The organism is Pseudomonas sp. ITEM 17296 (genome assembly GCF_028895205.1).
Classification (GTDB): Bacteria; Pseudomonadota; Gammaproteobacteria; order Pseudomonadales; family Pseudomonadaceae; genus Aquipseudomonas; species Aquipseudomonas kermanshahensis.
This window is the reverse complement of record NZ_WJRS01000008.1, coordinates 167,648-192,002: the sequence shown is the minus strand read 5'-3', so window position 1 is coordinate 192,002 and position 24,355 is coordinate 167,648. Positions and strand designations below refer to the sequence as shown.

Below are 24,355 nucleotides of genomic sequence, written 5' to 3'. Positions count from 1 at the left end.
GAGTGATGGACAACAAGCCGGAGCAGTGTGCTCCGGCCGTCAGGAAATCTCCCGCCGGAAGGGCGGCAGCGCATTGAGAATAGCCTTGCCGTAGCGCTGGGTGACCAAGCGCCGATCGAGCAAGGTGATGACGCCGCGATCCTGCTCGGTCCGCAGCAACCGGCCACAGGCCTGGATCAACCGCAACGAGGCATCCGGCACGGCAATTTCCATGAACGGGTTACCGCCGCGGGCTTCGATCCACTCGGCCAGGGCCGCCTCGACCGGGTCGTCGGGCACGGCGAAGGGGATCTTGGCGATCACCACATGCTCGCAATAGGCACCGGGCAAATCGACACCTTCGGCAAAGCTGGCCAAGCCGAACAACACGCTGTGCTGGCCGTCATCGACCCGCGCCTTGTGCTTGTTCAGGGTTTCCTGCTTGGACAGGTTGCCCTGGATCAGCACCAGCTTGCGCCAGTCCCGGTCCAGGCCGTCGAACACATCCTGCATCTGCTTGCGCGACGAGAACAGCACCAGCGCACCGCGGGCATCATCGAGCATGTTGGGTAATTCGCGGATGATGGCGGCGGTGTGCGCCGCCGCATCACGTGGGTCGGCGCCCAGGTCGGGCACCCGCAGCAGGCCGGCATCGCCATGCACGAACGGGCTGGGGACCACGCAGGTAACGGCATCACGCGGCAGGCCCGAACGCATGCGGTAGCGGTCGAACTTGCCCAGGGCAGTGAGCGTGGCCGAGGTCACCAGCGCGCCGTGGGCGACACTCCACAGGCTGCGACGGAGCATTTCGGCGGCGAGAATGGGGCTGGCGTTGACTTCGATGTCGAACAACGCCCCACTTTCGGCCAGGGTCAGCCAACGTGCCATGGGTGGGCTGTCTTCGGGGTCTTCGGCGGTGAAGGCCGTCCACAGCTCCCAGTTGCCCTGTGCGCGGGTCACCAGGCTGCCGAACAGCGGGTACCATTCTTCGGCCTGGTGGCTGGCGATACCGATATTCACTTCACCGTCCATGCCTTCCTTCAGCAGGTCGGCCAGGCGAGTGAACAGGTCGTTGAGGCGGGCGAAGCCCTTTTTCAGTTCGATGCCCACCTCGCGGATCTGCTCCGGCACCACGCCCCCTTCGAAGCGATAGCGCGGGCGTTCACGGCCCTCGGTGTCTTCACTGGGGCGGAAGTCCGCGACCTGTTCGCACAGGGTGAACATGAACTGCTGCTGGGTGCGGATCTCCCGTGCCAGCTCCGGCACCTGTTCGATCAGTTTGCCCAGGTCACCCGGCAACGGGTGCTGAGCCAGCAGCTTGGTGAGGTTCTTGGCGGTCTGCTCCAGCCAGTCGGCCGTGGAGCGCAGGCGCGAGTAATGCGCGAAGTGGCCAATGGCTTTGTCTGGCAGGTGGTGGCCTTCGTCGAACACGTACATGGTGTCGCGTGGGTCGGGCAACACCGCGCCGCCCCCCAGGGCCAGGTCAGCCAGGACCATGTCATGGTTGGTGACGATCACGTCGACTTTGCCCATGCCCTCGCGCGCTTTATAGAACACGCACTGCTGGAAGTTCGGGCAGTGGCGGCCAGTGCATTGGCTGTGATCGGTCGTCAGGCGTGCCCAGTCCTGGTCTTCCAGGGCTTCGGACCAGCTGTCGCGGTCGCCGTCCCAGCGGTTGCCCGCCAGTTTCTCGATCATGCTGTTGAACAGTTTCTGGCTGCGCTCGTCGACTTCGATGTGGAAGCCTTCTTCCTCGAACAACTGCGCGGTGGCCGATTGTGCGTGGCCTTCTTGCAGCAGCACATCGAGCTTGGACAGGCACAGGTAGCGGCCGCGCCCCTTGGCCAGGGCGAAGCTGAAATTGAGCCCGCTGCTGCGCATCAGGTCGGGCAGGTCCTTGAAGACGATCTGCTCTTGCAGGGCGACGGTCGCGGTGGCGATGACCAGGCGCTTGCCGGCAGCCTTGGCGGCCGGGATCGCGGCCAACGCATAGGCGACCGTCTTGCCGGTACCGGTACCCGCCTCGACGGCGACAACGGCAGGCTCGCCGGCACGGCGGCCTTCATCGTCGCAGGCGATGTCGCCGAGCACCTTGGCCACTTCGGCGATCATCAGGCGCTGGCCGTAGCGCGGCTTGAGGCTCTTGGCTTCGAGAAAACGCGAGTAGGCGCCCTGGATGGTGGCTTTGAGTTCGTTGCTGATCATGGTCTGCAGGCGCCCGGAGGGCTGGATATATTTTCAGTGTTTCGCATGGGCGGCTATCATACCCCGCTATTGCCCTTTATGCCGCATGGAGATCCGGATGCTTGCCTTTGCCCTCCCCTACACACTGCATGTCCTGGCCGCGTTGGTCTGGGTCGGCGGCATGTTCTTCGCCTGGCTAGTGCTGCGCCCGGCAACGGTTGCAGCCCTCGACGGGCCTGCGCGCCTGCGGTTGTGGGTGGAAGTTTTCCGACGCTTCTTCAGATGGGTCTGGTTGGCTGTCGCGATTTTGGCGATCAGTGGTATCGGCATGTTGCACATGCGCTTCACAGGCTTCGAGACCGCGCCCAAGTACGTGCATGTGATGATCGGTGGCGGCATTGCCATGTTCGCCCTGTTCATGCGCATCCAGGCCTTGCTGCTGCCAGAGCTGAAAACAGCCGTGCAGGCCGAGGACTGGGCGGCGGGGGCCGCGGTACTGGGCAGGATTCGACGGATGGTCGGCATCAACCTGCTGCTGGGCATCGCGGTGGTGGCAGTGGCCAGCTCGCGGTGGGTGCTGTAGGCGACGCGCCCCCTGGGCCGCGCCGCCCGCGCGGGTCAAAGGCGCTGCAGAATCAACTCACCCGAGGCACCGGCCAGGCCTGGCTGGCCCGGTTGCCCCGCCCGCCCGCTGGCACCGGCATCGGTGCGATAGACCAAACACCCTTTACTCGCCCCGCCTTTGCCTGCCTTGCCCGCTGTGCCAGCCTGGCCCGGGGCACCGCCATCCAGGCGCACCACAATGCGCGATTGAGCAAAGCCCTGCGGCACACTCAGGCGAATTCGCCCACCCGCCGCACCGTCATGCCCGTTGCCGCCATCATCGCCATTGGCACCGCGGCTGGCTTGGCCCCAGGTGCAGCCCCCGGCTTGGCCGTTGGCACCATCGAGGCCTGCATAACCCGGCGCGCCGGCACCGCCTCGGGCATCGATCGACAGTTGCTCGGCCTCTAACTCATCCAGCTTCAAGTCCAGGCTTCGCCCGGAACGGGCCGCACGCTGGTAGGTGCCTGGCGCACCCGGGGCACTGATCTGGCTGCCCTCACCCAGCCGGGCACTGCGTGCTTCAATGCGCAGCGGGTAGTCAGCGGGAGCAATGGCGATACGCGCCTCACGCCCCAGTTGCAGGTGATCGACCTTCAACTCGGTGAGCGTGGCAGGCAAAAGCAGCGTCGCCGAGTCGGCCACGCGCAGGGACTCAAGGTGCACGCTGGCCGACTTGTCGGGCAAGCGCAGCATGGAATTGGAAGCCACTTCAAGGCTTTCGGCCTGGGCCAAGGGCGCGGCCAACACCGCCAGCAACATCAGATTACGCATTGCGCGGCGCCTCCTGCGCACGAGGAATGGACATGACATGGAAGATCCCCGTCAGCAGGATCTGCAAGCGGTCGAACCAACGGTGGCTGCGCCCACGCAGGCTGGCGTTGAAGAACAACACCTCGAGCACATGCAGGCTCAGCAAGACAATGCCTGCCGCGTTGATCAGAAGATTGAATGGCAAGGGTTGCGGCATCAACAGATTGAACAGCGCCACGCCCCAGAAGATAACGGTCAGGACCTTGCCCAGGCCCAGGATGAACTTCATAGCCCCGCCCCTCTACATTTATTGTTATGTCGAAGCGGCCCGTTCGAGCGAGCCGTGCGACCAACAGTACCTGTAATGCCAAGGCGTGCGCCAGAGGCCCTGCAGTGACGCTTGTCGGATCGAACTGCCCAGCAGCCTGCGCCCGCGCCACTGCTCCAGGCGCGGACGCTGGTGCTGGCCGTCACCGCTGGATCTTGATCTCGGTGCGACGGTTCATGGCGCGCCCATCGGCCGTGGCGTTGTCAGCCACTGGCTGGGTTTCACCGGCACCCACTATCGAGACGAAGCTGCTGCGCGGCACACCGCTCTCGACCAGGTAATCGGTCACCGAATGGGCACGGCGCTCGGACAGTTTCTGGTTATAGGTGTCAGAGCCCACGCTGTCGGTATGGCCGCTGACACTCAGGCGGGCACTCGGTGCTTCCTGTTTGAGGCGGGTGGCAATGGTGTTCAGCCGCTCTTTATCCTTGGCGGTCAGACGCGCAGAGTCGAACTCGAAGTGCACATCGCGGATGACGATGACCTCTTCCTTCTGCACCACGACTTCCTCGACCACCGCGACCGGTTCTGGCGGGCAGCCATTGGCATCGACCTGCACACCGCGTGGGGTGCCGGGGCACTTGTCACGGCTGTCCGGCACGCCGTCACCATCCTCGTCGCCATCGCCATGGGCCCAGCAATAGCCCGCCGCCAGGCCACCGCCCAGCAACGCACCCCAGCCAGCCCAGCTGGAACTCTCGATGGCACCCAAGGCGGCGCCGCCTACGCCCCCGACGGCAGCACACTTCGGCCAGTCGGTTTTTTGCAAACCTGCACAACCAGTCAACACACTGGTGAGCAGTACCAGGGGTATCGCTGTGCGTACTATGCTCATTTTCGTTGCTTCTCCTAGGGGAATCGGCATAAGGCCGATCTCTGGGAGTAAAGACCGCGCAATCCATCCCTGCCAGCAATAAGCCACGACGCGGTCACATGCCGCTTTGCCCAGGCGCTGCGGCCCGTTAGTCTTGGATGACTTGAACGAGGATTGGCAATGACCGACGGTTTTTCCCAGCGCACGCCCCAGCAGGCCTTGGCGGCCCTGCTCGAGCGTTTTACCCCTCAACGCCTGTTGCTGGTAGGCACGCGCTTCCCCGCACTGGACGCCTTTGCCGAGGCACACCCGCAGGTGGCCATCGCAATGACTGCACCTGGCCCGTTGCCGGCAGACCTTGCCGGTCAACGCTTCGACTTGGCGGTGCTGGTGGACTGCCTGGAGCACCTGCCCAAGCGTACCGGCCTGGAACTGCTGGGCGGCATTCGTAACCTTAATGCCAGCCGGGTTGCGGTGCTGGCCGACCTCTCGGCCTGCGGTTGGCAAGACACCGACTTTTTCGCCCTGGCCTTGTCTGCCAGCGAAAAATTCCGTCGTGAAGGGCAGGTGTTGAGCCTCTTCACCTATGATCTACATGACTACAAGCAAGTCCCGGACTGGCTCAATGCGCGATTCTGGGCCAACCCTGAAAATTTTGGAAAGTACTGGTGGTGATGATGAGTGTCTCGGTCTGCCCTTGCGGCAGTGGCAACCTGCTCGACGCCTGCTGCGGGCACTACCATGCCGGAACCCCGGCGCCGGATGCCCAGACGCTGATGCGCTCGCGCTACAGCGCTTACGTGCTGGGCCTGATCGACTACCTGGTGAGCACCACCCTGCCGGCTCAACAAGCGGCGCTGGACCGCGCCGCCATGGCCAGCTGGAGCGCCCAGAGCACCTGGTTGGGGCTGGAGGTGGAAAGCGCCGAGGTGCTGGGCGGCCAACCCGAGCACGGTTTTGTCACCTTCACCGCGCGCTGGCACGATGTGGACGGCGATCACCAGCACCGCGAGCGCTCGGCGTTCGTCCAGCATGAGGGGCGCTGGTACTTCATCGACCCCACGGTCGGGCTGAAGGCCGGGCGCAACGACCCTTGCCCCTGCGCCAGCGGTCAGAAGTTCAAGAAATGCTGCGCCAGTTACGTGGCCAGCTGAGCATGATCGCCCAGGCCCGCGTACTGCTGCTCGGCGCCCTGCTGGCACTGCTGGCGGGCTGCGCCAGCTGGGGCGGCGACGACTGGCGCGAACCTGAGGTGCACCTGGTCAGGGTCGAAACGGTCAAGGCCAGGCTGCTTGAGCAGGAGTTCGTGCTGCACCTGCGCGTCGACAACCCGAATGACAGCCGCTTGTTCATCCGCAGCCTGGCGTATTCGATACGGCTCAACGACCTGCTGCTGGTGCAGGATGAGACCAGTGTGTGGCGCAGCGTCGGCGGCCATGCCCGGCGCACCTTCAAGATCACCGCGCGGACCAACCTGTGGCAGCACCTCAAGCCGCTGGCCAAGCTGCTTAAAAGTGAGCAACCGCTGCATTACACCTTGCAGGGCGAGCTGGCCACCGGGTTGCTGTTCCACCGAGACCTGCACTTGTCGCGCAGTGGTGAGATAATCCCCGGTGATTTCATACCGGAGTAACTTTGCAATGACCCAGCAACCTCATGTTCATGGCCCTGACTGCAACCACGATCATGATCACCACCACGATCACGACCATGGCCATGTGCACGGCCCGCACTGCAACCACGGCCATCAGGAACCTGTTCGTAACGCCCTGAAGGACGTTGGCCGCAACGATCCTTGCCCTTGCGGCAGCGAGAAGAAGTTCAAGAAGTGCCACGGCGCTTGATCGGCACGTTGTGCTGAGGGCCTGGGTGTAGGGCTTGAGTGATGTGATGCTCTCAAGATCGAGCGCCGCCCGCGCGGCGCTTCGCAGCACAAGGCTGCTCCCACATCTGTTTCGGGCCAATTATTCCTGTCGCATGAGCGCGCGGCCCCTTAGCGCCTGACACGATATCGAGTCGAACAAACAAGGCGGTCGCGCGCCTCTCTCTCAGGCATGACTGGCCCGGAAACAGATGTAGGAGCAGCCTTGTGCTGCGATGCGCCGCGCGGGCGGCGCTCGATCTCGAGAACACCACATCACTAAAGCCCTACACCTGCACGCCCCTCCCACATACCATTCGTAAATAAACCGCCTAAGCACCTTGCACCGCGCCTGCGTGCTCACTACCTTAGCGCCTTTCAAACCCCCGCCACGCCTTGCAGGAGCCTTGTCATGGCCGCCCCCGCCTTTCCTCCCTTCCGCCCGCGGTTCACGACCGCTGCCACGCTGCTCGGCATGCTCGGACTCGCCGGTTGCCAGATGGGCGGCTACCAGGACAGCGTGCCACCGACCACCGGCGTACAGCCGCTCAAAGGCCTGGCACAAAACGTCTCGGTCCGGCGCAATGCCATGGGCGCGCCGTTGATCGAGAGCGGCAACTTCCATGACGCGCTGTTCAGCCTCGGTTACGTACACGCCGGGGATCGCATCGAGCAGATGGTCGCCATGCGCCTGCTCGCCCAAGGCCGCCTCGCCGAACTTGCCGGCAGCGATGCCCTCGACATCGACCGCCTGATGCGCGCCGCCAACCTCAAGCAAAGCGCCGCCCAGCAATACGCCGACGCCTCGCCACGGCTCAAGCGCTTCTTCGAGGTCTACGCCCGCGGCGTCAACGCCTACCTGTTCCGCTACCGCGACAAGCTGCCCGCCAGCCTGGCCAGCAGCGGCCATCGCCCTGAGTACTGGAAGCCAGAAGACTCGGCGCTGATCTTCAGCCTGTACGCCTTCAGCCAATCGGTGAACCTGCAAGAAGAACTCAGTGCCCTGACCCTGGCGCAGAAGGTCGGCAGCGACAAGCTGGCCTGGCTGTTGCCCGGCGCACCGGACGAACCGTTGGCCGACAGCGAAGTGGACAAGCTCAAGGGCCTCAACCTCGCCAGCCAGCTACCCGGCTTGCCCGCCCTGGCGGCAGCCAGCCAAAAGCTCGCCGACCTCGACCTGCTCGGCAGCCCAGGCTCGGCCAACCTGGCCTTGGCAGGCCAACGCAGCCGCAGCGGCAAGAGCCTGCTGGCCAGCGACAGCCAGGCCGCCTGGGCGCTAAGCCCGGTGCAGATCCACACGGGCAAGTACCAGGTCGCCGGCCTGTCGCTGCCGGGCCTGCCGATCGTGCTGGCCGGCTACAACGGTAAGATCGCCTGGAGCAGCAGCGCCGTGATGGCCGACAACCAGGACCTGTACCTGGAGCAACTGCGCCGCCAAGGCAACCAACTGAGCTACCTGGCCGACGGCAAATGGCTGCCTGCACGGGCACGCAGCGAAACCTTCTTCGTGCGTGGCCAACGCCCGCTGCGCGAGGTCATGTACGACACGCGCCACGGCACCCTGCTTGCCCAGCCGGCAAGCGCCAGCCTGGGCCTGGCCCTGAACCTGCCTCAATTCAAGGGCGACCGCAGCCTCGACGCGCTGTTCGACCTGACCCGCGCCAAGACCGTCGAACGGGCATTCGACAGCACCCGCGAAGTCGCCGCCGCGGCGCTCAACTTCGTCTTCGCCGAGCCAGAGCACATCGGCTGGCAAGTCAGCGGGCGCTACCCTAACCGCCGCGAAGGCCAGGGCCTGCTACCTTCGCCCGGCTGGGACGGCCGTTACGACTGGGACGGTTACGCTGACCCGATGCTGCACCCTTACGATCAGGACCCGCCGGCTGGCTGGATCGGCCACGCCAACCAGCGCAGCCTGCCGCGCGGCTACGGCATGCAGTTGTCCAACACCTGGTACTACCCCGAGCGCGCCGAGCGCCTGGCTCAGTTGGCAGGCAACGGCCGTCACGACAGCCGCAGCCTGATGGCCCTGCAAAACGATCAAGTCACCCTGCTGGCCGACAAGCTCAAGCAGATGTTCGACGCACCGGGCATGGCTCAACCACTCAAGCAAGCCATCGATGCTCTGCCACCTACTCAGCGTGACAAGGCCCGCGACGCCTTGGCCCGGCTCAAGGCATTCGATGGCCGGCTGAGCCCTGTGTCGGCAGACGCCGCGCTGTACGAGCTGTTCCTTCAGGCCTTCGCCCGCGAAACCTTCCTCGACGACCTCGGGCCAGAATCCAGCCCTGCCTGGCAGGCGTTCGTCAGCAACGCGCGGCTCTCCTACTCGGCACAGGCCGACCACCTGCTGGGCCGCGAAGACAGCCCGTTCTGGGATGACCGCAGCACCCCGCACAAAGAAGACAAGCCGGTGATTCTCGCCCGCAGCCTGGCCGCTGCGGTGGATGCCGGCACTGCGCAACTCGGCGCCGACCGCCGCGCTTGGCAGTGGGGCAAGCTGCACCAGTACCGCTGGCCGGCACCGGCCTACCATGGCCTGGGTGATGCCCTCAGCCGTTCACCGCTGGCTGCCGGCGGCGACTTCAGTACCCTGGCCCTCACCCCCTACGCCTGGGGCAGTGACTTCGACACCCGCCTGCCAGCATCGGCACGCATGGTCGTCGATTTCGGCCAAGCCGAACCGTTGCAGGTGCTGACCAGCAGTGGCCAGTCCGGCAACGCGGCAAGCCCGCACTACAGCGACGGGTTGGATGCCTGGTTCAAGGGGCGCTTCATGAGCCTGCCGCTGCAACCACAGAACTTTGGGCGGGCCTATGGGAGCCAGCGGCTGACCTTGGTGCCGGGTCGGTGAAGGGGATGGTGTGATGCCGTGAGTGCATGACGCCTCCCTGTAGCGCCTGTGAGATCGAGCGCCGCCCGCGCGGCGCTTCGCAGCACAAGGCTGCTCCTACATCTGTTTCGGGCCAATTATTCCTGAGACGAGGGCACGCGACCTTCTTGGCGTAAACGTAAAAATGTAGGAGCAGCGTTGTGCTGCGAAGCGCCGCGCGGGCGGCGCTCGAATTCACAGGCGCCACAAGCCCCACGACGAACTCACTCGAACTTCCCATCGCCCACCGCGCTCCTAACTGGTAACCCACCACCGGCGCCCGTGCCATGGACCTCGTTATCGCCCGCCCCGAAGGCCTGTACTGCCCGCCCGGTGATTTCTACATCGACCCCTGGCGGCCGGTGGACCGTGCCATCATCACCCACGGCCACGGCGACCACGCCCGCACTGGCAATAACCATTACCTGACCGCCGCACCCGGCGCAGGCATCCTGCGCAGCCGACTGGGCCAGGACATCAACCTGCAAACCTTGGCCTACGGCGAGCGCATCCTCCACCACGGTGTCACCCTGAGCTTGCATCCCGCCGGCCATGTACTGGGCTCGGCGCAAGTACGCCTGGAATACCAGGGCCAGGTTTGGGTCGCTTCGGGCGACTACAAAGTCGAACCCGATGGCACCTGCGCCCCGTTCGAGCCAGTGCGTTGCCACACCTTCATCACCGAGTCGACCTTCGGCCTGCCTATCTACCGCTGGCCCCGCCAGCCTCAGGTGTTCGCCGGTATCAACGCCTGGTGGCGCGCCAATTGCGCGCAGGGCAAGGCCAGCGTGCTGTTCTGCTACGCCTTCGGCAAAGCGCAGCGCATTCTCCACGGGCTGGACGCGAGCATCGGGCCGATTCTGGTACACGGCGCGGTCGAGCCATTGAACCGGGTGTACCGCGAAGCGGGCGTGCACCTGCCGGAAACCCGCTATGCCGGCGACATCCCGCGCAACGACCCATTAATGCGCCAAGCCTTGGTCCTGGCCCCGCCCTCTGCCGGGGGCAGTAGCTGGATGCGGCGCTTCGGCGATTACAGCGATGCCTTCGCCAGCGGCTGGATGCTGTTGCGCGGCACACGCCGGCGGCGTGGCGTCGACCGCGGCTTCGTGCTGTCGGACCACGCCGACTGGCCGGGCCTGCTGTGGGCCATTGGCCAGACCGGCGCTGAGCGCGTGATGGTCACCCATGGCTCGGTTAACGTGCTGGTGCGCTACTTGAACGAACAGGGCCTGGATGCTCGAGCCTTCGCCACCGAATACGGCGACGAAGACGAGCCAGCGCCCTCGGAGCCCGAGGCATGAAAGCCTTCGCCGCCCTGTACCTGCGCCTGGACGCGACCACCTCCAGCAACGCCAAGCTCGACGCCTTGCGCGACTACTTTGCCCAGGCGCCTGCCGAGGATGCGGCCTGGGCCGTGTACTTCCTCGCCGGCGGCCGGCCGCGGCAACTGGTGCCAACCCGTGTGCTGCGCGAACTGGCGACTGAGCTGGCAGAACTGCCTGAATGGCTGTTCGAAGAGAGCTATCAAGCCGTGGGCGACCTGGCCGAAACGATCTCGTTGCTGCTGCCCGAGAACAGCCATGGCAGCGACGAGGGGTTGGCCCACTGGGTCGAGACACACCTGCTGCCCCTTCGCGGCCTGCCGCCCGACGTGATCCGCCAGCGCCTGCCGCCGCTCTGGGCGCAGCTCGACCGGCCAAGCCTGATGCTGTGCCTGAAGCTGATCACCGGCAGCTTTCGCGTCGGCGTGTCCAAGCTATTGGTCACCCGCGCCCTGGCGCAACTGGCCGGCCTGGACGCCAAGCGCGTGGCCCAGCGCCTGGTCGGCTACACCGACATCAGCCACCGCCCTACCGCCGCCGGCTACCAGCAGTTGATCGCTGCCGAGTCGGCGGATGAACACCGCCAGCGTGGCGGTCAGCCCTATCCTTTTTTTCTGGCCCACCCGCTGCAGGCGCCCGTCGAGCAGTTTGACGCGCAACTCGGCCCGCCGAGCGACTGGCAGATCGAATGGAAGTGGGATGGCATCCGCGCACAGGTGGTCAAGCGCGACGGCCAGCTGTGGGTCTGGTCGCGTGGCGAAGAGCTCGTCACCGATCGCTTCCCCGAGCTGCACAGCCTGGCGCAAACACTGCCGGACGGCGTCGTGCTCGATGGCGAGATCCTGGTGTGGAAACCAGGGGCAACGGACGATGCCCTGGCCGTGCAACCCTTCGCACTGTTGCAGCAACGCCTGGGCCGCAAGACCCTGGGCAAGAAGCTGCTGGCCGACGCGCCCGTGGTGCTGCAGGCCTATGACCTGCTGGAATGGCAGGGCGAGGATTGGCGCAACCAGGCGCAGCACGTACGTCGTCAGCAGTTACAACGCCTGGTGGCAGATTACCCGCTGGCGCCTGTGCTGCTTTCGCCCTTGCTCGAAGGGCAAACCTGGGCCGAGCTGGCCGAACAGCGCGAGCAGTCACGCAGCCTCGGCGTGGAAGGCCTGATGCTCAAGCAGCGCGAGGCCTTGTATGGCGTCGGTCGCACCAAAGACATGGGCACCTGGTGGAAGTGGAAAATCGACCCGTTCAGCGTCGATGCCGTGTTGATCTACGCCCAGCGTGGCCACGGCCGCCGCGCCAGCCTCTACAGCGACTACACCTTCGCCGTCTGGGACGCGCCGCCCGGCACGGCCGGGCGAGCATTGGTGCCCTTTGCCAAGGCGTATTCAGGGCTGAGCGACGAAGAGATGCGCAAGGTTGACGCGATCATCCGCAAAACCACAGTGGAAACGTTCGGCCCGGTGCGCAGCGTGACCCCAACCTTGGTGTTCGAACTGGGTTTCGAAGGCATTGCCATGTCCAAACGCCATAAAAGCGGCATCGCCGTGCGCTTTCCACGCATGCTGCGCTGGCGCCTGGACAAACCGGTCGAAGAAGCCGACGACCTCGCGACACTGCAGGCACTGCTGATCTGACAGTGCCTAATTCGCACAGGCGCAGACGCAAAAATTATGCTTCTATCTGTGTGCCGACCCGTGTCGCAGACCGTATTCGCCACGTAGCCAGGACTACCATGCACCATTCGACCCACGACCTGCTTTCTCCCGTACCGGGCATTTCACGCCAACTGCACAGCTTTCACTTTGGCCCACGCGGTGGCGGCAAGGTGTACATCCAGGCCTCGCTGCATGCCGACGAACTGCCCGGCATGCTGGTGGCCTGGCACCTCAAGCGCAGGCTGGCCGAGCTGGAACAACAGGGCCGTCTGCAGCGGGAAATCATCCTGGTGCCGGTGGCCAACCCGGTCGGTCTCGAGCAGGTGCTGCTGGACGCCCCGTTGGGGCGCTTCGAACTGCAGAGTGGCGAGAATTTCAATCGCAACTTCGTCGATCTGTCCGACTCCATCGGCGATCAGGTCGAAGAACACCTGACCCAGGACGCCGCACACAACGTCGCCTTGATCCGTGAATACCTGCGCCGCGGGCTAGACGCCCACCCCGCACGCACCCCACTCCAGGCCCAACGCCTGATCTTGCAGCGCCTGGCCTGCGACGCCGACCTGATACTCGACCTGCACTGCGACTTCGAAGCCGTCGAGCACCTGTACACGACGCCCGATGCCTGGCCACAGATCGAGCCACTGGCCCGCTACCTGGGCGCCCAGGCGAGCCTGCTGGCCACCGATTCAGGCGGGCAATCGTTCGATGAATGCTTCAGCCTGGTCTGGTGGCAGTTGCAGCAACGCTTTGGCAAGCGCTTCCCGATTCCGCTGGGCTGTTGCTCGGTCACTGTCGAATTGCGCGGCCAGGCGGACGTGAGCCATGACCTGGCCGGCAAGGACTGCCAGGCAATCCTCGACTTCCTGACCCACAACGGCGTCATAGAAGGCACCTGCGCCCCCCTTCCTCCACTGCCCCGCGCGGCCACGCCCCTGGCGGCCGTAGAGCCCGTGTCGACGCCGCTTGGCGGTTTGCTGGTGTACCACGCGCGCCCAGGCCAGCACCTGCAAGCCGACCAGTTGATCGCCGAAGTCATCGACCCGCTCAACGACCGAGTGACTGCGGTGCGCAACAGCCAACCCGGCCTGCTGTACGCCCGTAGCGTGCGCCGCATGGCGACGGCAGGCATGGTCATCGCCCATGTGGCGGGCGAGCAGGTGTGCCGCAGCGGCTACCTGCTGGGGAATTGATCCGGTAAAACCAATGCCCCTGGCGGGCGGTCAGTAGAAGCACAGCCTTCGAAGGATCACCCGCCCCATGGCCGCCTCCACCGACCTCGCCAACGCCTGGTTCGCCCTGCGCGGCTGGAAACCCTTCGCCTTTCAGCGCCGTGTCTGGGCGGCCGTCGAACGCGGCGAGTCCGGGCTGTTGCACGCCAGTACCGGCGCCGGCAAAACCTACGCCGTCTGGCTGGCGGCCCTGCGCGCGTTCGCCGTTGCCAGCTCAGCCCGCCAGCCGGCCCCCTTGCAGGTGCTGTGGGTGACGCCCATGCGCGCCTTGGCCGCCGACACCGCGCGTGCCTTGCAAGCGCCGCTCGATGAGCTGGGCCTGAACTGGAGCGTGGGCGTGCGCAGCGGCGACACTGGCAGCGCCGAACGCGCGCGACAAGCCCGGCGCCTGCCCAGCGTGTTAATTACTACCCCCGAGAGCCTGACCCTGCTGCTGACCCGGGCACAGGCCCATGACGACTTCGCCAACCTGCGCCTGGTGGTGGTGGATGAATGGCATGAGCTGCTGGGCAACAAGCGTGGCGTGCAATTGCAACTGGCCCTGGCACGCCTGCGCCACTGGCACCCGCCGCTGCTGACCTGGGGCCTCTCGGCCACCCTCGGCAACCTGCAGCACGCACGCGACGTGCTGTTGCCAGGCGATGGGTTGCTGGTGCAAGGCCGGCAAGACAAGCAACTGCAGGTCGATACCCTGCTGCCCGACGCGATCGAGCGTTTCCCCTGGGCAGGGCACATGGGCTTGAAGATGCTCGATCAGGTCAGCCGGGAGCTCGACAGCAGCGCCAGCAGCCTGGTCTTCACCAACACCCGCGCCCAGGCCGAACTGTGGTACCAGGCGCTGCTCGAGGCACGCCCCGACTGGGCCGGCCTGATCGCCCTGCACCACGCTTCGCTGTCCCGCGACACCCGCGACTGGGTTGAGCGAAACTTGAAGCAAGGTACGCTTAAAGCCGTCATCTGCACCTCCAGCCTGGACCTGGGCGTGGATTTCCTGCCCGTGGAGCGGGTGCTGCAGATCGGATCGGCCAAAGGCATCGCCCGCCTGATGCAGCGCGCCGGTCGCTCCGGGCACGCACCGGGGCGCCCCTCGCGGGTTACCTTGGTGCCCACCCACAGCCTGGAACTGGTGGAGGCCGCTGCGGCCCGGCATGCCCTGCTTGCGGGGCAGATCGAGGCCCGGCGCTCACCACAGCTGTGCATGGATGTGCTGGTGCAACACCTGGTCAGCATGGCCTTGGGCAGTGGCTTTCGCCCCGAGCAGTTGCTGGCCGAGGTACGCAGCACCTGGGCCTTCCGCGCGTTGCGCGACAGCCAGTGGCAGTGGGCGCTGGACTTCGTCTGCCACGGCGGCAACTCGCTCAGCGCCTACCCTGACTACCAACGTGTCGAACCCCACGCCGACGGGGTCTGGCGGGTTGCCAGCGAGCGCCTGGCACGGCGCCACCGCATGGGCATCGGCACCATCGTCAGCGAGGCCAGCCTGCAGCTCAAGTACTGGAGCAAAGGCGGCGGTGGCAAGTCGCTGGGCAGTGTCGAGGAATCGTTCATCGCCCGCCTGCGGCCCGGTGATAGCCTGGTCTTCGCAGGGCGCGTGCTGGAACTGGTGCGCGTCGAGAACATGACCGCTTACGTCCGCCGCAGCACCTCGCGCAAGGCCGCTGTGGCCCGCTGGAATGGCGGGCGCATGCCGCTGTCCAGCGAACTGGCCGATGCCCTGGTCGAACAACTCGATGCCGCCGCCCACCAGCGTTACGAAGGCCCGGAAATGCGCGCCGTGCGCCCGTTGCTGGCCTTGCAGGCAAGCTGGTCTGCACTGCCGACTACCCGCACGCTGTTGGCCGAAACGTTAAAATCACGCCAAGGCTCTCACCTTTTTCTGTACCCGTTCGCCGGGCGCATGGCCAACCTCGGCTTGGCCAACCTGATTGCCTGGCGGGTCAGCCAGGTGCAACCGCTTTCGGTCTCAATTGCGGTCAGTGACTATGGCTTTGAGTTGCTCAGCCCAAGCGCCGTGGACTGGGCCAGGCATTTGCCCAGCGCGCTCTCGACCGAGCACCTGCTGGAGGATGTACTGGCCAGCCTGAATGCAGGCGAGATGGCGCTAAGGCGCTTTCGCGAGATCGCCCAGATCGCCGGCCTGGTGTTTGGCGGCTACCCGGCGGCGCAAAAGAGCACCCGGCAGATCCAGGCTTCGAGTGGGCTGTTCTACGAGGTGTTTCGCAAGCACGATGCCGACAACCTGCTGCTGGGCCAGGCACGGGACGAAGTATTGCGCGAAGAATTGGAAATAGAGCGGCTGCACCGGCAGTTGGCGAAGCTGGGCCAACTGCAGCTGGACCTGCGTGAATTGCGCCGCCCAGGGCCGCTGGCCTTTACCTTGCTGGTGGAAGGCATGCGCGAAACCTTGAGCACGGAAAAACTCGCAGACCGCATTGCGCGGATGGTGGCAGACCTGGAAAAAGTGGCGGGTAACAACGCATGAATGATCACCTGGCCATCGAGCACTGCGGCGAAACCCTGTGGTTACTGCCGGACAAAGCGCTGTACTGGCCTGCCCGCCGGGCCCTGCTGTTAGCGGATGTGCATATTGGCAAAGCCGCCAGCTACCGCGCGCTGCATCAGCCCGTGCCGCGGGGCACCACCGAAGCCACTTTGGCGCGCCTGGACCAACTGCTGACCAGCCATGAGTGCCAGATGCTGATCATTTTGGGCGATTTCCTGCATGCCCGCACCGCGCGCGCACCGGCAACGCTGGCCAAGCTGCAAACATGGCGGGAACGGCACGCCGGACTGCGCATCGTGCTGGTGCGTGGCAACCATGATCGCCACGCGGGCGACCCACCGCCTGCGCTGGGTATCGAGGTGGTCGAAGAACCCTGGCTGCTGGCACCTTTCGCCTTGCAGCACGAACCCGTCGTTCACCCCCAGCACCCAGTGCTGGCGGGCCACGTCCACCCGGTGTTCGTGTTGCAAGGGCGGGCCAGACAACGTCTGCGCCTGCCCTGCTTCCTGATGGGTGACGCGATCAGCTTGCTACCGGCCTTCGGTGAATTCACCGGTGGCTGGCGCGTGCACCCCGACGCCGAAAACCGCGTGTTTCTGGCCGGCGCCGGGCGGGTATGGGCGCTCTAAAGCAGCGCCCACTCAGGCGACGGGCGCGGGAGGTGGTTCGTCGGGCAGGGTTGGCTCACCGGGCTCCATGGGCTGCGTTTCGCCCGGTTCCGGTGGTTGAGGAGTATCGGGATCAGGCTGGTGGGGCACGCCGCCCGCCTGCATCGGCAGCGGGTGCGCCAGCAGTGACCATGGCAACATACCGACCTGGTTAGGCTGCAGGCCAGCCAGCTTGGCACTGATTGCGGGATGGAGTTTCATAGGCAGCTCCTGACGAGAGCCGACACGCATCATGCACATCGGCAGGTTACCCGTTGGAGTACCAAATGCGCGGGGAATTCCCCGCGCTCGTCGGCTCAGGTGCGTGGCAGGGTGACGCCGCGCTGGCCCTGGTACTTGCCGCCGCGGTCCTTGTACGACACTTCGCACTCTTCGTCGGACTCGAGGAAGAGCATCTGCGCCACGCCCTCGTTGGCATAGATTTTTGCCGGCAAGGTGGTGGTGTTGGAGAACTCCAGGGTCACATGGCCTTCCCACTCGGGTTCAAGCGGGGTGACGTTGACGATGATGCCGCAGCGCGCATAGGTGCTTTTGCCCAGGCAGATGGTCAGCACGTTGCGTGGGATGCGGAAGTACTCCACCGTGCGGGCCAAGGCGAAGGAGTTTGGCGGAATGATGCAGACGTCGCTCTTGACGTCGACGAAGCTGCCGGCGTCGAAGTTTTTCGGGTCGACGGTGGCCGAATTGATGTTGGTGAACACCTTGAATTCGTCGGCGCAGCGTACGTCGTAGCCGTAGCTGGAGACGCCGAAAGAGATGACTCGGCTGTCGTGCTCGCCGCGCACCTGGCGCTCGACGAACGGTTCGATCATGCCGTGTTCCTGCGCCATGCGGCGAATCCACTTGTCCGATTTGATGCTCATGGCGGGGGTGTCCTGAAGAGTTGCGAGGTGAAAATCGTGAGGCGCATCTTACCGGTCCCAGCGCCCTCTTCAAAGTTCCATCCTGCATTCTTGCTACAATCCCCGCCAGGCGGGGCCTACAGCTGCCACCGATCTGAATTTCAGTAAAGCGGCTTCTGGCCATTGGCAGGTTGCGGAAAGTGGGTTAAGGTGACGCCACTGTGCTGCACGTGACACCGAGAATCTCTAGTTTGACGCACGATCCTGATCGGCCCATATCTGAATTTTCTGCTCTCTTTGCACTCAGTCCCGGGCAGGGTTTTTCCTGACCGTAATCAACTTTGTCCAAGGAGACAGAAACATGTCCAATCGCCAAAACGGTGTTGTTAAGTGGTTCAACGACGAGAAAGGCTACGGCTTCATCACCCCTCAGTCGGGTGACGACCTGTTCGTGCACTTCAAAGCCATCCAAGCTGACGGCTTCAAGACCCTGAAAGAAGGCCAGGCTGTTACTTTCGTCGCTACCCGCGGCCAGAAAGGCATGCAGGCTGAAGAAGTTCAGATCGCCTAAGTCGATCTCAGCTTTCTAGCTTTCAAAAAAACCCGCCTTCTGGCGGGTTTTTTTATGCCTGGCTGAAACCGGTGCTGGCTTCTTCGCGGGTAAACCCGCTCCTACAGGCCTGTGGTGTACCTGTAGGAGGGGGTTTCTCAGGTCAATCCTCGCTGATGGTGATGCTCGGCATCGCCGGCGCTGCGGCTTCTTGCAGCACGATCCGCGCACCGACCTGGCGGGCCAGCTCCTGGTACACCATGGCGATCTGGCTTTCCGGCTCGGCAATTGCCGTCGGCTTGCCACTGTCGGCCTGTTCGCGGATGAGCATCGACAACGGCAGCGAGGCCAGCAGGTCGACACCATACTGGGCTGCCAGCTTCTCACCGCCGCCTTCGCCGAACAGGTGCTCGGCATGGCCGCAGTTGGAGCAGATGTGCACGGCCATGTTCTCGACCACGCCCAGCACCGGGATATTGACCTTGCGGAACATCTCCACGCCCTTCTTGGCGTCCAGCAGGGCGAGGTCCTGCGGGGTGGTGACGATCACCGAGCCCGCCACCGGCACTTTCTGCGCCAGGGTCAGCTGAATGTCGCCGGTGCCTGGCGGCATGTCGATGACCAGGTAATCAAGGTCATCCCAGGCGGTCTGGGTCACCAGCTGCAACAGCGCACCCGACACCATCGGGCCACGCCACACCATCGGCGTGTTGTCGTCCGTGAGAAACGCCATGGACATGACTTCTACACCGTGCGCTTTGATCGGCACAAACCACTTCTGCTCGCGAATCTGAGGGCGGGTGCCTTCTGCGATGCCGAACATCACGCCCTGGCTGGGGCCATAGATATCCGCATCGAGAATACCGACCCGGGCGCCTTCACGGGCCAGGGCCAAAGCCAGGTTGGCAGCAGTGGTCGACTTGCCGACGCCACCCTTGCCCGAGGCCACGGCGATGATGTTCTTGACGTTGGCCATGGCCGGCACCTGGGCCTGGGCCTTGTGCGCGGCGACCACGCAGTCGATCGACACCTGGGCGCTGCTGACGCCGTCAAGGTTGCCGATGGCGGTCTGCAGCACCTGGGCCCAACCGTTCTTGAACAACCCAGCGGCATACCCCAGTTGCAACTGCACACTGACCTGCCCGCCCTGGATATCCACGGCGCGCACGCAGCCGGCGCTGACCGGATCCTGGTTCAGGTAGGGGTCGGTGTACTGGCGAAGCACGCCTTCGACGGCGGCACGGGTGACGGCACTCATGGAGACTCCCATTGGCAAACTGAATGTAAAACAGGCGCCTATCCTAACCCGTCAATCGTCAGCAGGTGCGTATGTGGGGTGAAATATCTTCGCCAGCCCTTTATAGTGGCCGATCACCCTCATTTTTACCCCGTAGCCAGATAAGTAGCCGAGCCACCATGTCCGAGCCACGTCAGATTCTCGTCACCAGCGCCCTGCCCTATGCCAATGGATCGATCCACCTTGGCCATATGCTCGAGTACATCCAGACAGACATGTGGGTCCGCTTCCAGAAACTACGCGGCAACCAGTGCATCTATGTCTGCGCCGATGACGCCCACGGTTCGGCCATCATGCTGCGCGCCGAGAAGGAAGGCATCACCCCCGAGCAGTTGATCGCCAATGTCCAGGCCGAGCACAGCGGCGACTTTGCCGACTTCCTGGTGGATTTCGACAACTTCCACTCGACCCACAGCGAAGAAAACCGCGAGCTGTCCAGCCTGATCTACACGCGCCTGCGTGACGCCGGCCACATTGCCACCCGTTCGGTGACCCAGTACTTCGACCCCGAAAAGGGCATGTTCCTGGCCGACCGTTTCATCAAGGGCACCTGCCCCAAGTGCGCGGCCGAAGACCAATACGGCGACAACTGCGAGAAGTGCGGCGCAACCTACGCCCCGACCGAGCTGAAGAACCCCAAGTCGGCCATCTCCGGTGCCACCCCGGTACTGCGTGATTCCCAGCACTTCTTCTTCAAGCTGCCTGATTTCCAGGCCATGCTGCAGCAGTGGACCCGTAGCGGCACCTTGCAGGAAGCCGTCGCCAACAAGCTCGCCGAATGGCTGGACTCGGGCCTGCAAGAGTGGGACATCTCCCGCGATGCGCCGTACTTCGGCTTCGAGATCCCGGGCGAGCCGGGCAAATATTTCTACGTCTGGCTGGACGCGCCAATCGGCTACATGGCCAGCTTCAAGAACCTCTGCGCGCGCCGCCCAGAGCTGGATTTCGATGCTTTCTGGAAGGAAGACTCCAGCGCCGAGCTGTACCACTTCATCGGCAAGGACATCGTCAACTTCCACGCCCTGTTCTGGCCAGCGATGCTCGAAGGCGCGGGCTTCCGCAAGCCAACTGCGGTCAACGTGCACGGCTACCTGACCGTCAACGGCGCCAAGATGTCCAAGTCGCGCGGCACCTTCATTAAGGCCCGTACCTACCTGGATCACCTGCAGCCGGAATACCTGCGTTACTACTACGCGGCCAAGCTGGGCCGTGGCGTCGATGACCTGGACCTGAACCTGGAAGACTTCGTGCAGAAGGTCAACTCCGACCTGGTCGGCAAGGTGGTCAACATCGCCAGCCGTTGCGCAGGCTTCATTCACAAAGGCAACGACGGCGTGATGGTGGCCGGTGATGCCGCACCCGAGCTGACCGAAGCCTTCCTGGCAGCCGCGCCGTCCATCGCCGAAGCCTATGAGAGCCGTGACTTCGCCCGCGCGATGCGCGAAATCATGGCCCTGGCCGACCGCGCCAACGCCTGGATCGCCGACAAGGCGCCCTGGTCGCTGGCCAAGCAGGAAGGCAAGCAGGACGAAGTCCAGGCCATCTGCGCCCAAGGCATCAACCTGTTCCGCCAGTTGGTGATCTTCCTCAAGCCGGTACTGCCGGTGCTGGCTGCCGACGCCGAGGCCTTCCTCAATGTCGCACCGCTGACCTGGAACGACCACCAGTCGCGCCTGGAAAACCACAGCCTGAATGCCTTCAAGGCACTGATGAGCCGTATCGAACCCGCCAAGGTCGAAGCCATGGTCGCTGCCAGCAAAGAAGACCTGCTGGCCGCCGAAGCCCAGGCGCCGGCCGGCAATGGCGAACTGGCCAAGGACCCGCTGTCGGCGGAAATCGAATTCGATACCTTTGCCGCCGTCGACCTGCGCGTGGCCCTGATCGTCAAGGCCGAGGCCGTACCCGGTGCCGACAAGCTGCTGCAACTGACGCTGGACATCGGTGACGAGCGCCGCAACGTGTTCTCCGGCATCAAGTCGGCCTACCCCGACCCGTCCAAGCTGGAAGGCCGCCTGACCATGATGGTCGCCAACCTCAAGCCTCGGAAAATGCGCTTTGGCGTGTCGGAAGGCATGGTCATGGCTGCCGGCCCTGGCGGTGAAGAAATCTACCTGCTCAGCCCGGACAGCGGCGCCAAGCCAGGCCAACGCATCAAGTAAGCCCCCAGCCCCGGCCTCTGTGCCGGGGCTGTTCTATCACCCGCTGAATGCCGGACAATCGATACGAATCCCGGCTATCGTCATGTCATGAGTGACTACGTTCTGGTCCTGATCAGCGCCACCCTGATCAATCACCTGTGCCTGCAGCAACAGCCAATATCGTGGCTGCGCGTGCATGTGCTCGGCTTGGCCTGCGCCTTGTCCGTGGCACTCGCCATGATCGGCGCTCACCTGTTCAGGTGGCTGGTGCTCGACCCTTGGCAGCTCCACGACCTGAGCCTGTTCCTGTTGCTGCCCTGGTTGGCATTGCTGGCCTACGGCGTGCCATCGGCGCTGGCCAGGCTACGCGCCGACTGGCCCGTGGCAGACCTGCCTGCAGTGCTGCTGAGCAACGTCGCCGTACTGGGGTTGGCCCTGGAGGAGACAAGCGCTGGCACGGCCTGGCTCGCGACGCTGAGCAAAGGCCTGCTGGCCGGCGTGGGCTTGTGGCTTGCGCTGGCCCTGTTCGCGGACCTGCGCCAGCGCAGCGCCCATGCCGACATACCTGTTGCCCTGCGTGGCCTGCCAATCGAATTGCTCGGTGTGGGCATCATGGCCTTGGCATTTTCCGGTTTCAACGGACTTTTTGCGCAATGACCCCGACCAAGGCAAAGCCTGACCCACGCCTGCGTACCAGCATGGGCCTGGTGCTACTGGCCTGTGCCCCCGGTTTGCTAGCACTGCTGTGGGTGCAGGGCTGGGGGCTGCTGTGCAACCTGCTGCTGTGTGCCAGTGCAGCATTGCTCTGCGAAGCGCTGCTATTGGCCCTGCGCGGCCAACCTGTAAGAGTGACGCTGAGCGATGGCAGTGCGCTGGTCACTGCGGTGCTGCTGGCGGCCGCCCTTCCTGCGCTGGCCCCTTGGTGGCTGCCCATGGTCGCCGCTGGGGTGGCGATCGGGGTTGGCAAACAGGCCTTCGGCGGTGTCGGCCGCAACCTGTTCAACCCAGCCATGGTGGGCTACGCCTTCGTACTGCTGAGTTTCCCGTTGCAGATGAACCATTGGCCAGGGCACGCGCCGGGGGTGCTCGAGAGCCTGCAGCAGGTAGTGGGCGGCGGCGAGCACATCGATGCCTGGGCACAACCGACAATACTCGACGGCCTGCGCCACAACCGCAGCCTGACCATCGATGAACTGTTCGCCAGCCACCCCGGGTTCGGCAGCATCGGTGGGCGCGGCGGCGAATGGGTCAACTTGGCGTTTCTGCTGGGCGGGTTGTTTCTGCTTCAGCGCAAAGTATTCAGCTGGCATGCGCCAGTGGGTTTGCTGGCTGGCCTGATGTTGTTCAGCCTGCTGGGCTGGAACGGCTCAGGCTCCGATTCCAACGGTTCTCCCCTGCTGCACCTGTTCTCTGGGTCGACCATGCTGGCGGCTTTTTTCATTGCCACCGAGCCTGTCTCCAGCCCCAAAAGCGAGTGGGCCAAGCTGCTGTTCGGTTTTGGCACAGGCCTGCTGATCTACCTGATCCGCACCTGGGGCAGCTACCCAGATGGCACCGCGTTCGCCATCCTGCTGATGAACCTCATGGTCCCCAGCCTTGAACGGCTGGCCTTGCGCCGCCAAGAGGCTGCCCGATGAAGCGCCTCGCGCAGGCGGCAGTGTTGCTGGCGACAGCGGCGTTGGCCTTGTCGACGACGCTGATCTGGCGCTCGTGGACCACGCCCACCATTGGCCAAGCTGAAAAACAGCTGCAGAGCCGCCAGCGGCTGGCAGTGCTGCCCGAGGCCAGTTACGACAATCACCCATTGGATACCCCCCTGCCAACGCCCGAAGCACAACTTGCGCACAGCCGCATCGTGTCGGCCTACCGGGCAACGCTGGCGGGCACGCCTGCGGCGGTCGTCCTGATCACCCAGGCCCAGGGCTATGCTGGGCCGATCGTCTTGACTATCGCCATCACGCCCGACGGGCGCCTGCTGGGCAGCCAGGTGGTCGAGCAGCAGGAAAGCCCCGGGCTCGGCGGGCGCCTTGCCGACCCGCAGGTGCACTGGCTGACGCAGTTTGCCAATCGCAGCCTGGGTGATCACTGGGCACTGAAGCGTGACCAGGGCGACTTCGACCAATTGGCAGGCGCAACAGTCACCTCGCGGGCAGTGATCGAGGCGCTGCAAGATGCCCTGCGCTATTTCGATAAGCATCGTCGCGCGCTCCTCGAGGGCCCACCCCATGAATAGGGACTACGTGCTGGTCGCCGCCCTCGCCCCGCTGTTAGGGACGACGCAAACGCTGCCCATGGCGGCTGTCATGGGCGGGTGCGCGGTGTTGATGGTTGGCCTGCATCAAGCCTTGCTGATGCCATTGCGCAACCGCCTGCATGGGGCGGCCTACGGGCTGGCAAGCCTGCTGATACTCGCTGGCCTGGCCAGTTGCCTGCAATTGGCCCTGCGTGCCTGGCTGCTGCCCATGGCGCTGCTCCTGGGCCCGTACCCCGCACTGTTGTGCCTGACGTGCCTGGCAATGGACCGGCTGCTGCCGGAAGCAGCCCGTTGGCGATCATTGCTGCTGCACCTGGGTGGCCTGCTGGCTGCATACCTTGTGCTCGGCGCCTGTCGCCAAGGGCTGGGCGAAGTGCTGGGCGTGCACCTTGCCAGCCTTGCCCCGGGTGCACTGCTACTGCTCGGAGTGCTGTTGGCCCTGTACAATCACCTGCGTCCGGGCCCTGCCCACCCACGTCGTCAAGGAAAGCCCTGAG

General features: G+C 64.6%; 24 protein-coding genes. 17 read left to right on the top strand and 7 right to left on the bottom strand.

Annotated elements, in window-relative coordinates:
• Window positions 1-39: 39 nt before the first annotated feature.
• On the bottom strand, window positions 40-2,184 hold the full coding sequence (dinG, locus tag GIB19_RS12195) for an ATP-dependent DNA helicase DinG (protein WP_027594226.1): 2,145 nt from the start codon (window positions 2,182-2,184) through the stop codon (window positions 40-42).
• A gap of 97 nt (window positions 2,185-2,281) precedes the next feature.
• On the opposite strand from dinG, the gene GIB19_RS12190 reads away from it, so the two are divergent.
• Complete coding sequence (locus GIB19_RS12190) at window positions 2,282-2,746, top strand: CopD family protein (RefSeq protein ID WP_099430252.1); 465 nt, start codon at window positions 2,282-2,284, stop codon at window positions 2,744-2,746.
• A 35-nt stretch (window positions 2,747-2,781) separates the two neighbouring features.
• On the opposite strand, the gene GIB19_RS12185 is transcribed toward GIB19_RS12190, so the two are convergent.
• From GIB19_RS12185 to GIB19_RS12175, 3 genes are all read right to left on the bottom strand, one after another.
• Window positions 2,782-3,540, bottom strand: a complete 759-nt coding sequence (locus GIB19_RS12185) for a collagen-like protein (RefSeq protein ID WP_274886157.1) — start codon at window positions 3,538-3,540, stop codon at window positions 2,782-2,784.
• On the bottom strand, window positions 3,533-3,808 hold the full coding sequence (locus GIB19_RS12180; protein ID WP_027594223.1) for a DUF1145 domain-containing protein: 276 nt from the start codon (window positions 3,806-3,808) through the stop codon (window positions 3,533-3,535). The genes GIB19_RS12185 and GIB19_RS12180 overlap by 8 nt, the downstream gene beginning before the upstream one ends.
• A 181-nt stretch (window positions 3,809-3,989) precedes the next feature.
• The gene (locus tag GIB19_RS12175) at window positions 3,990-4,682 is read right to left on the bottom strand and encodes an OmpA family protein (RefSeq protein ID WP_027594222.1); all 693 of its coding nucleotides are present in this window, start codon (window positions 4,680-4,682) and stop codon (window positions 3,990-3,992) included.
• A 159-nt stretch (window positions 4,683-4,841) separates the two neighbouring features.
• On the opposite strand from GIB19_RS12175, the gene GIB19_RS12170 reads away from it, so the two are divergent.
• From GIB19_RS12170 to pdeM, 10 genes are all read left to right on the top strand, one after another.
• Complete coding sequence (locus GIB19_RS12170) at window positions 4,842-5,336, top strand: DUF6231 family protein (protein ID WP_274886156.1); 495 nt, start codon at window positions 4,842-4,844, stop codon at window positions 5,334-5,336.
• A gap of 2 nt (window positions 5,337-5,338) precedes the next feature.
• Window positions 5,339-5,815, top strand: a complete 477-nt coding sequence (locus tag GIB19_RS12165; protein ID WP_265968781.1) for a YchJ family protein — start codon at window positions 5,339-5,341, stop codon at window positions 5,813-5,815.
• Window positions 5,816-5,817: 2 nt separating this feature from the next.
• Window positions 5,818-6,294, top strand: coding sequence for an LEA type 2 family protein (locus tag GIB19_RS12160; RefSeq protein WP_085273650.1), 477 nt, complete (start codon window positions 5,818-5,820; stop codon window positions 6,292-6,294).
• A gap of 7 nt (window positions 6,295-6,301) precedes the next feature.
• Complete coding sequence (locus GIB19_RS12155; RefSeq protein WP_033694179.1) at window positions 6,302-6,505, top strand: SEC-C metal-binding domain-containing protein; 204 nt, start codon at window positions 6,302-6,304, stop codon at window positions 6,503-6,505.
• A 429-nt stretch (window positions 6,506-6,934) separates the two neighbouring features.
• Window positions 6,935-9,376: a penicillin acylase family protein gene (locus GIB19_RS12150; RefSeq protein WP_274886152.1), complete on the top strand. Its 2,442-nt coding sequence runs from the start codon at window positions 6,935-6,937 to the stop codon at window positions 9,374-9,376.
• A gap of 305 nt (window positions 9,377-9,681) precedes the next feature.
• Entirely contained in the window at window positions 9,682-10,698 is a 1,017-nt protein-coding gene (locus tag GIB19_RS12145) for a ligase-associated DNA damage response exonuclease (protein WP_274886151.1), read from the top strand.
• On the top strand, window positions 10,695-12,353 hold the full coding sequence (locus tag GIB19_RS12140) for an ATP-dependent DNA ligase (protein WP_274886150.1): 1,659 nt from the start codon (window positions 10,695-10,697) through the stop codon (window positions 12,351-12,353). Before GIB19_RS12145 ends, GIB19_RS12140 begins: the two co-directional genes overlap by 4 nt.
• Before the next feature lie 98 nt (window positions 12,354-12,451).
• The gene (locus GIB19_RS12135) at window positions 12,452-13,567 is read left to right on the top strand and encodes a succinylglutamate desuccinylase/aspartoacylase family protein (RefSeq protein ID WP_274886149.1); all 1,116 of its coding nucleotides are present in this window, start codon (window positions 12,452-12,454) and stop codon (window positions 13,565-13,567) included.
• A gap of 67 nt (window positions 13,568-13,634) precedes the next feature.
• Window positions 13,635-16,088 (top strand): ligase-associated DNA damage response DEXH box helicase, encoded by a 2,454-nt coding sequence (locus GIB19_RS12130; protein ID WP_274886148.1) that lies wholly within the window; start codon window positions 13,635-13,637, stop codon window positions 16,086-16,088.
• A complete protein-coding gene (pdeM, locus tag GIB19_RS12125) occupies window positions 16,085-16,738 on the top strand; it encodes a ligase-associated DNA damage response endonuclease PdeM (RefSeq protein WP_274886147.1) in 654 nt (217 codons plus the stop codon). The genes GIB19_RS12130 and pdeM overlap by 4 nt, the downstream gene beginning before the upstream one ends.
• A 12-nt stretch (window positions 16,739-16,750) precedes the next feature.
• On the opposite strand, the gene GIB19_RS12120 is transcribed toward pdeM, so the two are convergent.
• Together GIB19_RS12120 and dcd are read right to left on the bottom strand one after the other, a co-directional pair.
• On the bottom strand, window positions 16,751-16,978 hold the full coding sequence (locus GIB19_RS12120) for a hypothetical protein (protein ID WP_027594208.1): 228 nt from the start codon (window positions 16,976-16,978) through the stop codon (window positions 16,751-16,753).
• 95 nt (window positions 16,979-17,073) lie between these two features.
• Window positions 17,074-17,640: a dCTP deaminase gene (gene dcd, locus GIB19_RS12115; RefSeq protein ID WP_012313046.1), complete on the bottom strand. Its 567-nt coding sequence runs from the start codon at window positions 17,638-17,640 to the stop codon at window positions 17,074-17,076.
• A gap of 340 nt (window positions 17,641-17,980) precedes the next feature.
• Between dcd and GIB19_RS12110 the strand changes: the two genes are divergently transcribed.
• Window positions 17,981-18,190, top strand: a complete 210-nt coding sequence (locus GIB19_RS12110) for a cold-shock protein (protein ID WP_027594207.1) — start codon at window positions 17,981-17,983, stop codon at window positions 18,188-18,190.
• A 142-nt stretch (window positions 18,191-18,332) separates the two neighbouring features.
• Here GIB19_RS12110 and apbC read toward each other — a convergent pair whose 3' ends face one another.
• The gene (gene apbC, locus GIB19_RS12105) at window positions 18,333-19,427 is read right to left on the bottom strand and encodes an iron-sulfur cluster carrier protein ApbC (RefSeq protein ID WP_099430263.1); all 1,095 of its coding nucleotides are present in this window, start codon (window positions 19,425-19,427) and stop codon (window positions 18,333-18,335) included.
• Window positions 19,428-19,585: 158 nt separating this feature from the next.
• On the opposite strand from apbC, the gene metG reads away from it, so the two are divergent.
• From metG to GIB19_RS12080, 5 genes are all read left to right on the top strand, one after another.
• Complete coding sequence (gene metG, locus GIB19_RS12100; RefSeq protein ID WP_265968763.1) at window positions 19,586-21,625, top strand: methionine--tRNA ligase; 2,040 nt, start codon at window positions 19,586-19,588, stop codon at window positions 21,623-21,625.
• 87 nt (window positions 21,626-21,712) lie between these two features.
• Window positions 21,713-22,261, top strand: a complete 549-nt coding sequence (locus GIB19_RS12095; protein ID WP_274886146.1) for an Rnf-Nqr domain containing protein — start codon at window positions 21,713-21,715, stop codon at window positions 22,259-22,261.
• Window positions 22,258-23,241 carry an RnfABCDGE type electron transport complex subunit D gene (locus GIB19_RS12090; RefSeq protein WP_274886145.1) on the top strand — a complete coding sequence of 328 codons (984 nt, stop codon included), beginning with the start codon at window positions 22,258-22,260 and terminating at the stop codon, window positions 23,239-23,241. The genes GIB19_RS12095 and GIB19_RS12090 overlap by 4 nt, the downstream gene beginning before the upstream one ends.
• Window positions 23,238-23,837: an RnfABCDGE type electron transport complex subunit G gene (locus GIB19_RS12085; RefSeq protein ID WP_274886144.1), complete on the top strand. Its 600-nt coding sequence runs from the start codon at window positions 23,238-23,240 to the stop codon at window positions 23,835-23,837. The genes GIB19_RS12090 and GIB19_RS12085 overlap by 4 nt, the downstream gene beginning before the upstream one ends.
• On the top strand, window positions 23,830-24,354 hold the full coding sequence (locus tag GIB19_RS12080; RefSeq protein ID WP_274886142.1) for an Rnf-Nqr domain containing protein: 525 nt from the start codon (window positions 23,830-23,832) through the stop codon (window positions 24,352-24,354). Before GIB19_RS12085 ends, GIB19_RS12080 begins: the two co-directional genes overlap by 8 nt.
• The last annotated feature ends 1 nt before the right edge of the window (window position 24,355 follow it).

Coding starts and splice junctions, on each gene's coding strand:
- dinG (WP_027594226.1), bottom strand. CDS start 2,184: ATGATCAGCAACGAACTCAAAGCCACCATCCAGGGCGCCTACTCGCGT.
- GIB19_RS12190 (WP_099430252.1), top strand. CDS start 2,282: ATGCTTGCCTTTGCCCTCCCCTACACACTGCATGTCCTGGCCGCGTTG.
- GIB19_RS12185 (WP_274886157.1), bottom strand. CDS start 3,540: ATGCGTAATCTGATGTTGCTGGCGGTGTTGGCCGCGCCCTTGGCCCAG.
- GIB19_RS12180 (WP_027594223.1), bottom strand. CDS start 3,808: ATGAAGTTCATCCTGGGCCTGGGCAAGGTCCTGACCGTTATCTTCTGG.
- GIB19_RS12175 (WP_027594222.1), bottom strand. CDS start 4,682: ATGAGCATAGTACGCACAGCGATACCCCTGGTACTGCTCACCAGTGTG.
- GIB19_RS12170 (WP_274886156.1), top strand. CDS start 4,842: ATGACCGACGGTTTTTCCCAGCGCACGCCCCAGCAGGCCTTGGCGGCC.
- GIB19_RS12165 (WP_265968781.1), top strand. CDS start 5,339: ATGAGTGTCTCGGTCTGCCCTTGCGGCAGTGGCAACCTGCTCGACGCC.
- GIB19_RS12160 (WP_085273650.1), top strand. CDS start 5,818: ATGATCGCCCAGGCCCGCGTACTGCTGCTCGGCGCCCTGCTGGCACTG.
- GIB19_RS12155 (WP_033694179.1), top strand. CDS start 6,302: ATGACCCAGCAACCTCATGTTCATGGCCCTGACTGCAACCACGATCAT.
- GIB19_RS12150 (WP_274886152.1), top strand. CDS start 6,935: ATGGCCGCCCCCGCCTTTCCTCCCTTCCGCCCGCGGTTCACGACCGCT.
- GIB19_RS12145 (WP_274886151.1), top strand. CDS start 9,682: ATGGACCTCGTTATCGCCCGCCCCGAAGGCCTGTACTGCCCGCCCGGT.
- GIB19_RS12140 (WP_274886150.1), top strand. CDS start 10,695: ATGAAAGCCTTCGCCGCCCTGTACCTGCGCCTGGACGCGACCACCTCC.
- GIB19_RS12135 (WP_274886149.1), top strand. CDS start 12,452: ATGCACCATTCGACCCACGACCTGCTTTCTCCCGTACCGGGCATTTCA.
- GIB19_RS12130 (WP_274886148.1), top strand. CDS start 13,635: ATGGCCGCCTCCACCGACCTCGCCAACGCCTGGTTCGCCCTGCGCGGC.
- pdeM (WP_274886147.1), top strand. CDS start 16,085: ATGAATGATCACCTGGCCATCGAGCACTGCGGCGAAACCCTGTGGTTA.
- GIB19_RS12120 (WP_027594208.1), bottom strand. CDS start 16,978: ATGAAACTCCATCCCGCAATCAGTGCCAAGCTGGCTGGCCTGCAGCCT.
- dcd (WP_012313046.1), bottom strand. CDS start 17,640: ATGAGCATCAAATCGGACAAGTGGATTCGCCGCATGGCGCAGGAACAC.
- GIB19_RS12110 (WP_027594207.1), top strand. CDS start 17,981: ATGTCCAATCGCCAAAACGGTGTTGTTAAGTGGTTCAACGACGAGAAA.
- apbC (WP_099430263.1), bottom strand. CDS start 19,427: ATGAGTGCCGTCACCCGTGCCGCCGTCGAAGGCGTGCTTCGCCAGTAC.
- metG (WP_265968763.1), top strand. CDS start 19,586: ATGTCCGAGCCACGTCAGATTCTCGTCACCAGCGCCCTGCCCTATGCC.
- GIB19_RS12095 (WP_274886146.1), top strand. CDS start 21,713: ATGAGTGACTACGTTCTGGTCCTGATCAGCGCCACCCTGATCAATCAC.
- GIB19_RS12090 (WP_274886145.1), top strand. CDS start 22,258: ATGACCCCGACCAAGGCAAAGCCTGACCCACGCCTGCGTACCAGCATG.
- GIB19_RS12085 (WP_274886144.1), top strand. CDS start 23,238: ATGAAGCGCCTCGCGCAGGCGGCAGTGTTGCTGGCGACAGCGGCGTTG.
- GIB19_RS12080 (WP_274886142.1), top strand. CDS start 23,830: ATGAATAGGGACTACGTGCTGGTCGCCGCCCTCGCCCCGCTGTTAGGG.